This window comes from Rhodoluna sp. KAS3, assembly GCF_026000575.1.
Lineage (GTDB): Bacteria > Actinomycetota > Actinomycetes > Actinomycetales > Microbacteriaceae > Rhodoluna.
Window position 1 is genome coordinate 459,239 of sequence record NZ_AP026910.1, and the last position, 12,005, is coordinate 471,243.

The 12,005-nt window shown below is 53.2% G+C and carries 14 protein-coding genes; all 14 read left to right on the top strand.

The genetic code is table 11. The annotated features are described in order from the left end of the window. Window positions 1-5: 5 nt before the first annotated feature. The 14 genes from OO731_RS02340 to cmk all read left to right on the top strand — a co-directional run bounded on the left by OO731_RS02340 (window position 6) and on the right by cmk (window position 12,005). Window positions 6-152 (top strand): hypothetical protein, encoded by a 147-nt coding sequence (locus tag OO731_RS02340; protein WP_264890503.1) that lies wholly within the window; start codon window positions 6-8, stop codon window positions 150-152. Beyond that, window positions 152-961, top strand: a complete 810-nt coding sequence (locus OO731_RS02345) for a TlyA family RNA methyltransferase (protein ID WP_264890504.1) — start codon at window positions 152-154, stop codon at window positions 959-961. Before OO731_RS02340 ends, OO731_RS02345 begins: the two co-directional genes overlap by 1 nt. Then, entirely contained in the window at window positions 958-1,893 is a 936-nt protein-coding gene (locus OO731_RS02350) for an NAD kinase (RefSeq protein ID WP_264890505.1), read from the top strand. The genes OO731_RS02345 and OO731_RS02350 overlap by 4 nt, the downstream gene beginning before the upstream one ends. A gap of 3 nt (window positions 1,894-1,896) precedes the next feature. Next, entirely contained in the window at window positions 1,897-3,585 is a 1,689-nt protein-coding gene (gene recN, locus OO731_RS02355) for a DNA repair protein RecN (protein ID WP_264890506.1), read from the top strand. Between the two features lie 76 nt (window positions 3,586-3,661). Then, a complete protein-coding gene (locus OO731_RS02360; protein WP_272501203.1) occupies window positions 3,662-5,332 on the top strand; it encodes a CTP synthase in 1,671 nt (556 codons plus the stop codon). Continuing rightward, a complete protein-coding gene (locus OO731_RS02365; protein ID WP_264890507.1) occupies window positions 5,325-5,894 on the top strand; it encodes an NUDIX hydrolase in 570 nt (189 codons plus the stop codon). The genes OO731_RS02360 and OO731_RS02365 overlap by 8 nt, the downstream gene beginning before the upstream one ends. Next, a complete protein-coding gene (gene xerD / locus OO731_RS02370; protein WP_264890508.1) occupies window positions 5,887-6,819 on the top strand; it encodes a site-specific tyrosine recombinase XerD in 933 nt (310 codons plus the stop codon). Before OO731_RS02365 ends, xerD begins: the two co-directional genes overlap by 8 nt. Before the next feature lie 59 nt (window positions 6,820-6,878). Next, window positions 6,879-7,718, top strand: coding sequence for a ParA family protein (locus OO731_RS02375; RefSeq protein ID WP_138275222.1), 840 nt, complete (start codon window positions 6,879-6,881; stop codon window positions 7,716-7,718). Continuing rightward, on the top strand, window positions 7,702-8,523 hold the full coding sequence (locus OO731_RS02380) for a ScpA family protein (protein WP_264890509.1): 822 nt from the start codon (window positions 7,702-7,704) through the stop codon (window positions 8,521-8,523). The genes OO731_RS02375 and OO731_RS02380 overlap by 17 nt, the downstream gene beginning before the upstream one ends. Continuing rightward, window positions 8,513-9,103: an SMC-Scp complex subunit ScpB gene (scpB, locus tag OO731_RS02385; RefSeq protein ID WP_264890510.1), complete on the top strand. Its 591-nt coding sequence runs from the start codon at window positions 8,513-8,515 to the stop codon at window positions 9,101-9,103. The genes OO731_RS02380 and scpB overlap by 11 nt, the downstream gene beginning before the upstream one ends. Next, window positions 9,090-9,896, top strand: a complete 807-nt coding sequence (locus OO731_RS02390) for a pseudouridine synthase (protein ID WP_264890511.1) — start codon at window positions 9,090-9,092, stop codon at window positions 9,894-9,896. The genes scpB and OO731_RS02390 overlap by 14 nt, the downstream gene beginning before the upstream one ends. Before the next feature lie 2 nt (window positions 9,897-9,898). Next, window positions 9,899-10,261 carry a chorismate mutase gene (gene aroH / locus OO731_RS02395; protein WP_138275225.1) on the top strand — a complete coding sequence of 121 codons (363 nt, stop codon included), beginning with the start codon at window positions 9,899-9,901 and terminating at the stop codon, window positions 10,259-10,261. Next, complete coding sequence (locus OO731_RS02400) at window positions 10,258-11,325, top strand: prephenate dehydrogenase (protein WP_264890512.1); 1,068 nt, start codon at window positions 10,258-10,260, stop codon at window positions 11,323-11,325. The genes aroH and OO731_RS02400 overlap by 4 nt, the downstream gene beginning before the upstream one ends. Continuing rightward, the gene (cmk, locus tag OO731_RS02405; RefSeq protein WP_264890513.1) at window positions 11,325-12,005 is read left to right on the top strand and encodes a (d)CMP kinase; all 681 of its coding nucleotides are present in this window, start codon (window positions 11,325-11,327) and stop codon (window positions 12,003-12,005) included. The genes OO731_RS02400 and cmk overlap by 1 nt, the downstream gene beginning before the upstream one ends.

Consider the following 12,005-nt stretch of genomic DNA (forward strand, 5'->3'; position numbering starts at 1 on the left):
AGGGTATGTCTGAAGATTTAGTTTCACAGGTTTCCGAGCAGGTTAGTCAAATAAGAGATTTGCCGCTTGAAGAGCAGCCGGCCGGATTTTCTGCTTTGCGGGATCTCCTTGAGAACGAACTGAATTCTGCTTCGAAATCAGCGGCCAACTAGTGCGAATCGACGTAACTCTCGTTGAACGCGGCTTGGCTCGATCACGTAACCAGGCAGCAACGCTAGTCGAGTCAAGCCGTGTCTTGATTAATGGAAAAGCGGCCAGGAAAGCCTCTCAGGCCGTTCTTGAAACTGACAAAATTTTGGTTCTAGAGGCAGTGGACTATGTCAGTAGAGCGGGTCACAAATTAGCTAATGCCTTGGATAAATTTGCTTATCTTGACCTAGTCGGCAAGACGGCCTTGGATGTTGGAGCATCGACCGGGGGGTTCACTGATGTCTTACTCCGGCGGGGCGCAGCATTGGTTTATGCGATTGACGTTGGGCACGATCAAATGGTCCCAGAACTGGCAGAGAATCCGAGAGTCATCAGTATCGAGGGGTTCAATGCCCGTGAACTATCAACGTCAGAGCTGGCTCTGCGTGCGGGTAAGGCAAATTCAGAAATCTCGATCGACGTGGTGGTCGGAGACCTGTCGTTTATTTCACTCACTTTGGTACTGAAACAAATCTCAGATACAGCCCCGGAGGCTGAAATGGTCTTGCTGATCAAACCTCAGTTTGAAGTCGGTAAGCAATCTCTCAGCGCACATGGTTTGGTCACCGATCACCGTCTGCGTGCCGGCGCCATTAAACAGGTAGTTGACGAGGCGCACTCGCTTGGTCTAGGTATCCGAGGCCTAGAAAAGTCTGAACTTCCAGGCACGCACGGGAATGTCGAATACCTCCTGTGGATTAGTTCAAAAGAGCCGGTAAATCGGTCAAAATGGACAGAACGAATTGAAACCATCGCTAGGGAGAACAAATGACGGCACGTCGACATGTTCTAGTGGTGTCGCACACGCGCCGCGATGAGGCAATCTCCGCTGCTCGCGAGACGGTTCAGCAACTGATTGCCGCCGGCATTACCCCGGTAATGACCGAACAGGAATTTGTTGATTTCCAAAAGCACTCTCCCGAGTCTGGTCTTCTAGATCAAATTCTGAAGCTGGGAGTCGATGTTGACGCCAGCGAGTTAGAGCTCGCTATGGTACTCGGCGGCGACGGCACAATTCTGAAGGCCGCCGAAATTGTTCGCGAAGACGCCGTCCCATTGATGGGTATCAATCTTGGGCACGTCGGGTTTTTAGCCGAGAGTGAGCGCGACGGCTTGTCAGAAGCCGTCGATCGCGTGGCAAAACGAGATTACCTAATCAAAGAGCGCCTGACCCTAGATGTTCGAGTCTTTGTTGATGGTGTTGAGGTTTATAGGACTTGGGCGTTGAACGAGGCGACCATTGAGAAGAGCGCTCGAGAGCGAATGCTCGAAGTGGTGGTTGAGGTTGAGCAGCATCCTCTTTCAAGTTTTGGGTGCGATGGCATAGTTATCTCCACCCCGACCGGTTCGACCGCATACGCATTTTCGGCAGGTGGGCCAATTGTTTGGCCATCGGTTGAGGCTCTGCTGGTGGTTCCACTTAGCGCTCATGCGCTCTTTGCGCGACCGTTGGTAGTTAAGCCGGACGCACTTGTCGCTGTGGAGGTCTTGCAGCGCAGCGCTGGGCACGGAGTTCTTTGGTGCGATGGTCGTCGTACGTGGGAACTTCCTCCAGGCGCACGAGTTGAGGTTTTGAAATCTTCAAAGCCAGTCAGGTTGGCACGACTTCATCAAAGCAGTTTTACAGACCGATTGGTTAACAAGTTCTCGCTTCCGGTAGCAGGTTGGCGCGGCGTTGATGAAGTTTCGAGTTCTAAGAGCTAAATCGTGATTGAAGAAATCTACATTCGTGACCTGGGTGTCATTGAAGAAGCCCGACTTGGGTTCGGCCCTGGGCTGACCGTCCTAACCGGAGAAACTGGCGCCGGAAAAACTATGGTCCTCACCGCTCTGGGATTACTACTGGGTGAAAGATCGGACTCTTCCAGTGTCCGAAAGGGAGAGCAGCAGGCGATTGTTGAAGGTAGATGGCTCCTTAGTGACCCGGGGGCCGTTACTGAAAGATTGGCTGCCGCTGGAATCGATCTAGATTCTGACGAATTGATCCTCAATCGTTCTGTTTCGTCGGAGGGAAGAGGGCGAGCATCGGCTTCGGGCCGTGCCGCACCGGTGAGTTTGCTTAGCGAGCTGGGTGAACAGCTCGTAGTTGTGCACGGTCAATCAGATCAAATTCGACTCAAGTCTGCCGTCGCCCAGCGCGAAGCCCTCGACCAATATGCCGGCCCCGACCTTGCCAGCTTGGCTGAACGTTACACAGTTCATTACCGACGGTGGCGAACTTTGGAGTCCGAACTCGTCGGTCTTGAGCAAAACTTGACGGTACGAGAAACCGAAGTTAAGCAACTTACCGAGATGCTCGCCGATCTTGAGCAGGCGGCGCTTCAGCCCGGCGAAGAGACGATGCTGGCGGAAACTGCAAACCGCTTAACCTTTAGCGAAGAATTAAGGCTCGCTGCAGCAGAGGCGCACTCGGCGATATCTGCAGACGGCCATGGCGATGACGTAGATGCCATTGGTTTACTTGGCAAAGCTAGGAAAGCCCTTGAACAGGTAGCCCACCATGACCCTCAATTTTCAGAGTTCGCCGAGCAGCTGAAAAACCTGGGCTACCAACTTAATGACCTAGCTGCGGGGCTATCCGGCTATCTCGCCGATTTAGAAGGTGATTCAGCGGAGAACCTCGAGATGGTGCAATCCCGCCGGGCCTTGATTGCTAACCTTTGCCGAAAATACAGTTGCACTTTTGAAGAATTGCTTCAACTTGAGAAATCAGGCGTTACCCGTTTGCTGGAATTGGAGGCCGGTTCATCCAGTGTTGAGGAGCTAGCCAACGCCATTGCAGATGAATTCGGCCGGGTTGAAACTCTGGCAGCAGAAATAACTGACATTCGAACCGCTGCAGCCGAGCGCCTGGCCGAGCAAGTGACCCTTGAGTTGGAAACTTTGGCAATGCCAGGATCGTCGTTGGTGGTCCAGGTGCAACCGGCCGAGTATGGCCCTTACGGTAAGGATTCAGTTGCAATTCTCTTGAGTTCCTATGCTGGCGCCGATCCTCGGCCTCTCGGTAAAGGGGCCAGCGGCGGCGAGTTGTCAAGAATTATGTTGGCTATCGAAGTCGTTCTGGCTAAGACTGAATCGGCTCCAACATTCATCTTCGATGAGGTTGATGCTGGTGTCGGTGGCGCAGCGGCAATCGAGGTTGGGCGGCGGCTGTCGGCTCTGGCAAACCGCGCTCAGGTCATTGTGGTCACCCACCTTGCTCAGGTGGCAGCCTTCGCTGACACCCACCTGAAGGTCTCAAAGACCAGCACCGATAGCTACACGGCAAGTGACGTGGTTGCCCTGCAGGGTGAAAGTAGAGTTAGCGAACTTGCCAGGATGCTTTCGGGTTTGAGTGAGTCGGAGTCGGCACGTCAACATGCACAAGAGCTTGTCGAACTAGCCAAAAAATCTTAAATAACTCTGTTCAGGTAAGTCTGGGCGTGTTTTTTGAACCCGCAATTTGGTAGGCTGGTATTCCATGGTAGAAGCTATGGATTCCGGTATTACACGTCACATTTTCGTCACCGGAGGTGTTGCATCTTCACTCGGTAAAGGCCTAACCGCCTCGAGTCTAGGCAACCTGCTTCGTGCCCGCGGCCTTAAGGTCGTAATGCAAAAGCTGGATCCATACCTAAATGTTGATCCAGGTACCATGAACCCTTTTCAGCACGGTGAAGTTTTCGTCACCGATGACGGCGCTGAAACCGATCTAGACATCGGTCACTATGAGCGCTTCCTAGACATCAACCTTGGTCAATCTGCCAACGTCACCACCGGCCAAATCTACTCAACTGTGATTGCGCGAGAGCGCCGCGGCGAGTACCTCGGTGATACCGTTCAGGTAATTCCGCACATCACCGACGAGATTAAGCGCCGCATGCGCCTTCAGGCTCACGATGTGCCAGCGCCGGATGTGATCATCACCGAAATCGGTGGAACCGTGGGCGACATTGAATCTCACCCATTTATCGAGGCTGCGCGACAGATTCGCCACGATGTCGGCCGAGACAACGTCTTTTACGTTCACGTTTCTTTGGTGCCTTACTTGGCAGCATCCGGCGAACTAAAGACCAAGCCGACTCAGCACTCTGTTGCCACGCTCAGGTCTATTGGAATTCAGCCAGACGCAGTTGTTTGTCGTTCCGACCGCCCGCTACCGGCGTCAATCAAGAACAAAATTGCGCTGATGTGCGACATCGATGTTCAGGCAGTGGTCAACGCCGCCGACGCGTCGAGCATCTACGACGTGCCGACCGTCATCAACGACGAGGGGCTGGACAGCTACATCATTGAGCGCCTTGGCCTACAGGGCAAAGCCGGAGATGTGGATTGGAGTCGCTGGCAGGGCGTTCTGGACGCAGTTCACCACCCGCAGCACGAAGTTAACATCGGTTTGGTGGGCAAGTACATTGATCTTCCTGATGCCTACCTATCAGTGACCGAGGCCCTGCGTGCCGGTGGTTTTGCCAACATGGCAAAGGTCAACATCAAATGGATTGCATCAGACTCATGCGAGACCGAAGAGGGCGCCAAGGCTGCGCTCTCAAGCCTCGACGCTATCTGTGTCCCTGGTGGATTTGGTGTTCGAGGTATTGAGGGCAAGCTAGGTGCTTTGAAGTTTGCTCGTGAAAACCAAATTCCGACCCTAGGTCTGTGTTTGGGGCTCCAGTGCATGGTTATCGAATATGCACGCAATGTGGTTGGGCTCGAAGGAGCATCATCTACAGAGTTTGATCCAGAAGCAAAGTATCCAGTTATCGCAACGATGGCTGAGCAGGTAGACATTCTTGCCTCAGGTGATCTTGGTGGCACAATGCGCTTGGGTCTTTACACCGCAAAGCTGAAGCCTGGCTCGATTGTCGCAGAGGTTTACGGCGCCGATTCAGTTGAAGAACGTCACCGCCACCGCTACGAGGTAAACAATCACTACCGCCCTCAAATCTCTGAGGCTGGCCTAGTGTTCTCAGGCACTTCACCTGACGACAACCTCGTAGAGTTCGTGGAGTTGCCGCGCGAAGTTCACCCGTACTACGTTGCAACACAGGCGCACCCAGAATTCCGATCACGTCCTACTAATGCTCACCCGCTATTCAAGGGTCTGGTGCTTGCAGCAATTGCCCGCAAGGAGTCAAACCAGCTCTTTGAGGTAAACGATGCCTAAAGATCAACCCGTCGAGTTTGGGGTAACCAAACGCGAGGTTGTTTTTTCTGGAAAAATCTGGGACGTTGTGCGTGAGACGTTTGACTACCAGGGCGAACCACTGGTTCGTGAGTTTGTAGCCCACACTGGGGCCGTGGCTGTTTTGGCCTTGAATGAGAATCGTGAAGTACTCATGATTCGTCAGTATCGGCACCCAGTCAGGGCCTATCTTTGGGAAATTCCGGCGGGTCTTTTGGATGTCCCCGGCGAATCGCGTCTCGAGGCCGCCAAGCGGGAACTGTTGGAAGAGACCGGGTACATCGCCTCCGCCTGGCAAGATCTAACGGCGTTTCACACAACTCCTGGCGGCAACGACGAAACCATCACTATCTTCTTGGCCGAGAATCTTCGTCTTCAAGGGCATGACCTCGACCTTGAAGGTGAAGAGCGAGACATGCAGCTGGAATGGGTTCCTTTACAACAGGCCTTGACGAGTGCTCTTGCGGCAGAAATCAAGAATCCGAGTGCAGTGGTTGGCATCCTTGCCCTCGCTCACAAGTTGGGCATCTCAGCTAGTGACTAAGTTGGGGCAACAAATCGATGCCTACCTAAGGCATATTTCGATTGAGCGGGGCCTAGCCAAGAATACGTTCTCAGCGTATTCAGCTGATTTGGTACGGTATCGAGAATTTCTGTTGAATTTTGGCGTAGAGACTGCAGAACAGATAACTGAACAGCAGGTGCAGGCGTTCGTTGAGCACCTTGGAAACAATTTGAGTCTTAGGCCAAGCTCGGTGGCCAGAATTTTGTCGGGCGTGCGAGGGCTTCATCGATTTTGGCTCATTGAAGGATTGGTGCCTAATGATGTTTCATTTCGTGTGAAACCGCCCAAACTTCCGAGAAACATGCCCAAGGCCATTTCAGTGAGCCAGGTCGAACAACTATTAAATGCTGCCGGACCAGATCCGCAGGAAGCATTGCCGGAGGCAGCCAACCTAATTCGGATTCGCGACCGAGCCATCCTCGAACTTCTTTACGCGACCGGTGCTCGAGTGAGCGAGATTACCGGAGTTGATTTGGATGATCTGCTCGATCCGACCCTGATTCGCCTTTTTGGCAAGGGGTCAAAGGAACGAGTGGTTCCGGTAGGTCGTTTTGCCCAGTCGGCCCTTGAGCAGTATTTGGTTCGCACTCGCCCCTCACTGGTCATGCAGGGGCGGGGGAGTGCAGCGCTATTTCTAAATCAGCGTGGTGGCCGCCTGTCTCGGCAAAGCGTTTGGCAAATAATTAGTGACGCCGCAACCGTGGCTGGTATAGAAGCCGAGGTTTCTCCGCACACACTCAGGCATTCTTTTGCAACACATTTGCTCGAAGGTGGTGCCGATGTTCGCGTGGTGCAAGAGCTGCTTGGCCATTCATCGGTTGCAACCACCCAGATTTACACACTGGTGACTGTCGACCGCCTAAGAGAGATTTACGCCACCGCACATCCGCGTGCCCGGAATTAGTCCTTCGAGACCGATAGGCTAGGGGGTAGCAACAAAGAGCGGAATTTCGGGAGGAAATCATGGCTGCAGCGAAGAAGAAACCAACGGATACTCGGTTTTCGACACCTAAGCCCCTCGTTTCGCATGGCCCAGCGCGCATCATTGCGATGTGTAACCAAAAGGGCGGTGTTGGAAAGACCACAACGTCAATAAACATGTCCGCTGCGCTCGCCGAATACGGCCGCAAGGTGCTTTTGGTGGACTTTGACCCTCAGGGTGCCCTTTCAGCTGGACTTGGCGTGAACGCCCATGATGCAACCACAATTTACGACTTGATGCTTGACCGCACTATCGATGCAAAGAGTGCGATTCAGCACACCGAAGTTCCGAATCTGGATGTAATTCCGGCAAACATTGAGCTTTCGGCAGCTGAAATGAAGTTGGTCAACGAGATTGCCCGAGAGCAAATTCTGGCAAAGATTTTGAAGCAGGTGGCCGATGACTACGACGTCATCATTGTGGACTGCCAGCCTTCACTTGGTTTGCTCACGGTAAATGCCCTTACGGCAGCCCACGGTGTGATCATTCCTTTGGCCACTGAGTTCTTCGCGCTTCGTGGTGTTGCAATTCTTGAAGACATCATCAGCAAGGTTAAAGAGGGGCTAAACCCGGCACTGCAGCTCGACGGAATCTTGGCGACCATGTTCGATCCGCGTACTCTGCACTCACGCGAGGTTCTTGAGCGCCTACACGATGCCTTCGGCGAAAAAGTTTTCCGCAGTGTGATCAATCGAACCGTAAAGTTTCCTGATGCCACGGTGGCTCAATCACCAATCACTGTATTTGCACCAGATTCAGAAGCGGCCAGTTCTTACCGCACTGTAGCTAGAGAGCTTGTTTCTCGTGGCTGTGCTCCATAGCGAGAACGCGACGGAAGTAGTCGAAAAAGGCTTTGCTGTATCCCTCGGAAATTTCGAGGGGCCTTTTGACCTGCTTCTCTCGCTAATTTCGAAGCATGAGATGGACATCACCGAAATTTCGTTGAGCCGGGTCACCGACGAGTTCATCTCGTACCTTAAGGGGCTAGACGACTCTGAGGAACTCGATCAAGCTTCTGAATTTTTAGTGATTGCTGCTACCTTGCTGGACCTCAAGATTGCGGGCCTGCTACCTAAGGGCGAGGTTGTTGATGCCGAGGACGTGGCGCTACTTGAGGCGCGAGACCTCCTATTTGCCCGATTGCTCCAATACCGTGCCTTTAAGGAAATCAGTAGCTGGTTCAGCACTGCTTTGGGGTTGGAGTCCAGTCGAATTGCTCGAGACGTAAGAATTGAAGAGCGGTTCCGCAAGCAAAAACCAGAGTTAGTTTGGAGTTTAACTTTGGAGGAGTTTGCCAAACTGGCCCAAGAAACTTTGACCCCAAAAGAAATCCCAACGGTTGGGTTAACTCACCTTCACGCACCGCGAGTGAGTATTCGCGAGCAGGCCAGCGAGGTAATTGCAATGTTGCGTCAAGCCTCGACTCTAACCTTCCGCGAAATTATTGGTTCAGTCCGCGACCGGGCAGTGGTTGTGGCCAGGTTTTTGGCCGTGCTTGAGCTCTATCGCCTTGCAGCGATCAGTTTTGAACAGGATGCACCTTTGGGTGACTTGAAGCTTGCCTGGCGTGCGGAGAAATTCGATGATGAACAATTAGCGACTCTAGGAGCTGACTATGACTCTTAGTCCAGATGGACTTGCCGTTCCGGTTGAAGGCGATGACCTTAGAGGTGCCGTCGAAGCTATTTTGATGGTCACCGATGTTCCGCTGACAGTAGTTGCTCTCGCTACCGCGCTTGAATGCCCGGTAAACGTGGTTCGCGACCTCATTTCTTCACTGAAACTTGACTACGACGGCACCAACGGCTCAGCCCCGAGAGGTTTTGAGCTTCGCGAAGTTGGTGGTGGATGGCGAATCTTCGTGCGCCATGAATATGACTGGGCAGTGAAAATGTTCATCGCCAACGAGAATCCGACCAAGCTGAGCCAAGCCGCATTGGAAACTCTCGCTGTCATTGCCTATAAGCAACCGATATCTCGAGGGCAAATCGCCTCCATCCGAGCGGTAAACGTAGATTCGGTAGTCCGAACCCTTTTGAGCCGTGGGCTAATTACAGAGTTGTACACCGACTCTGAATCAGGTGCGATTCACTACGGCACAACTGAGCTTTTGCTCGAAGTGCTGGGCATCAACTCTCTCGATGAGATGCCACTTATCAGTCCATACCTACCAGACGCGAATAGTGATTTTGATGACAAACTTTAATGACGAGCCTGAGGGCATAAGACTACAAAAAGTAATGGCTGCTGCGGGCGTTGCGTCCCGTAGGGTCTGCGAAGACTTCATTACCCAGGGTCGAGTAAAGGTAAACGGCAAGGTCGTTACCGAGCTTGGAACCAGGATCAACCCTGAGGTGGACAAGGTCACCGTGGGTGGGACCCCGATTCAGTTGGACAACTCGCGTGTGTATCTGGCGCTGAACAAGCCACGCGGAGTAGTTAGCACCATGGCAGACGAAAACGGTCGCCCCGACCTTACTCAGTTTGTGATTGGCTACGATCGGGTTTTCAATGTTGGACGTCTGGATTCAGAGACCACCGGTTTGATAATTATGACCAACGATGGCGACCTGGCGCACAAACTTGCGCACCCTAAGTTCGGTGTGACCAAGACTTACGTTGCCCGCGTTGAGGGAGTAGTTACGCCAGCGATTATTCACAAGCTTTTGAGCGGTTTTGAACTCGAGGATGGCTTTATTAAGGCAGACAAAGCGCACATTGTTGATGTTCAGCCCGAAGAGAGCTTGGTTGAAATTGTCCTGCACTCAGGGCGAAACCGAATTGTTCGACGAATGTTTGACTTTGTCGGGCATCCGGTAGTCGGCCTCGTTCGCCGCCAATTTGGCCCAATTCAGCTTGGCCCGCTCAAAGAGGGTCGTGTCCGTGAACTCAGTAAAATAGAGGTTGGCGCTCTACTAAAGGCCGCCGAGGGTAAGCAGGAGCGTGCACCAAGGCCGCCGAAAGGTCAAAAGGCAGCTCCAAGGCAGAAGAGGCGGTAATTATGGCGATTAGAGCTATCCGTGGCGCAGTCCAAATTGATTCCGATGAGCGCGAGCACCTTCTGAAATCCACTGCCGAACTTTTGACCAAGACGCTTCATGCCAATGACATCGATAATGGTCAGCTGGTCTCGATTTTGTTCACAGCGACGCCAGACATTACGAGTGAGTTTCCGGCAGTTGCGGCTCGGTCAATCGGCTTGACCGATGTTCCTCTGATGTGTTTCGTCGAGATGGATGTAAAGCACGCGCTGCCTCGAACTATTCGCATCATGATTACAGCCGACCTAAACAAGAGTCGCGCCGAGATTCAGCACATTTACCTTCGCGGTGCCACTGCACTTCGATCGGACATCGCCCAGTGAACCACCTAACCGGCACGGTCCGGATAGTAGGTGCTGGTTTGCTAGGAACCAGCATCGGTTTGGCGTTGACGAAGCAGGGTTTCGACGTCGTAATTTCTTCGCAATCCCCAAAGAGTGTCGATCTGGCTGTCGGCTACGGTGCGGGGCGAGTAGCAACAGAAACTGATTTGCCAGAGCTTATTGTGGTGTGCGTGCCGCCGGCTATGACTGCAAAAATCGTCGCCGATGAGTTGACGCGCTACCCGAACGCGGTGGTCACTGATGTTGCCAGCGTAAAGGGTTCAGTTTTGCACGAACTTCAGGCCTCTGGCGCTCCGCTCGAGCGTTATGTTGGTTCGCACCCGATGGCCGGTCGCGAGCGTGGAGGCGCTATTTCTGGACGTGCTGATTTGTTTGTTGGCCGCCCTTGGGTCATCACTTCGCACGATGGTGCAGATGAGCGTGGCATTGATTTAGTCGCTGATCTTGCATCGCACCTCGGATCCGCTGTGGTGCGCGTCGGCACCAAAGAACATGATCGGGCAGTAGCGCTGGTCTCGCACGTGCCCCAGTTGGTTTCCAGCTTGTTGGCTTCACGCTTGGTGACGGCCGCGCCTGAAGATATAGCGTTGGCAGGTCAAGGACTGCGCGACACAACTCGAATCGCGGCCAGCGACCCTGAGCTTTGGCTTCAGATTCTCGAGGCAAACGCCGATGAGGTGCTGCCGCTTTTGAAGAGCCTTGCCGCTGACCTTTCCTCACTTATTTCAGGTTTCGAAGTTCGAGAGCCGCAGGCGCAAATCCGTGCAGTGATGGAAGCCGGCAACATTGGTGTGGGTCGCATCCCAGGCAAGCATGGTGGAAAACACACGAACTACGCTCAGGTTATCGTTATGGTCGATGACCGTCCGGGAGAACTTGCTCGTCTGCTAACCGAAGTCGGCGAGATCGGAATCAACCTTGAGGAATTGCAACTAGAGCATTCGCCGAGTGCCCAAATTGGTCTAGCTGAGCTCTACGTTGCCCCGACTGAGGCAGAACGATTGACCGCGGACCTCGTTGCGCGTGGCTGGAGAATTGCCTAGTGAACAAGTTTGTAGTTGCAGTTGATGGGCCGGCTGGATCGGGGAAATCAAGTGTCAGCAAGCAGGTTGCTAGACAACTTGGTTTCGGGTACTTGGATACCGGTGCTGCCTACCGCGCTTTAGCCTGGGCTGTGTTGAATTTGCCTAATTTCAAGGGGCTGGACCTGGCCAATGCAGATTTGGGCCGCGAGTTTGATTATTCAATTTCACTGGATCCAGATCATTATTCGGTGTCCGTGGCCGGCCACGATGTTACTGCAGCCATTCGTGAGAGCCAGGTTGCCGAATACGTATCGCAGGTAGCTAAGTTGCCAAACGTCAGAGCGTTCATGAAATTGCTCACGCAGCGGCTCGTTGCCAGCGCCAGTCAGTCCGGCGTAGTCGTTGAGGGCAGAGACATCACAACGGTGGTTTTGCCTGAAGCGCAATTAAGAATTCTCATGACAGCCAGTGAAGCCGTTAGACTTAACCGACGTGCTGCTGAACTTTCCGAAGTTTCGGCGGCCAGCCTAAAGCGTCAAGTATCAGAACGTGACGCCAGCGACTCCAGTGTCGTTGACTTTATGACTCCGGCACCCGGAGTCCAATTAGTGGATTCAACTGATCTCAACTTCAACCAGACGGTCTCAGCCGTTCTGGCATTGGTAGACCAGAGGAAGCCTAAGGAAACCAATGAGTGA